Source organism: Streptomyces sp. MMG1121 (genome assembly GCF_001280015.1).
GTDB lineage: Bacteria > Actinomycetota > Actinomycetes > Streptomycetales > Streptomycetaceae > Streptomyces.
The window spans coordinates 1-238 of record NZ_LGDV01000156.1; the positions used below are offsets into that span (position 1 = coordinate 1).

The 238-nt window shown below is 66.8% G+C and carries 1 pseudogene; it reads right to left on the reverse strand.

What is annotated here, in order from left to right:
• A pseudogene (locus ADK64_RS15305) lies at positions 1-238 on the reverse strand (polyketide synthase); the annotation flags it as partial.

The following is a 238-nucleotide window of genomic DNA, read 5'->3' on the forward strand; positions in this document are numbered from 1 at the left end:
GTCCACATGCAGCGTCCTCGGCAGCACACCGTGCCGCATCGCCTGCACCATCTTGATCACACCCGCCACACCAGCCGCAGCCTGCGCATGACCGATGTTGGACTTCAACGACCCGAGCCACAACGGCTCGCTCCCGGCTCGCTCCTGACCGTACGTCGCCAGCAGCGCCTGCGCCTCGATCGGATCACCCAACGACGTACCCGTACCATGCGCCTCCACCGCATCCACATCGGCCGCC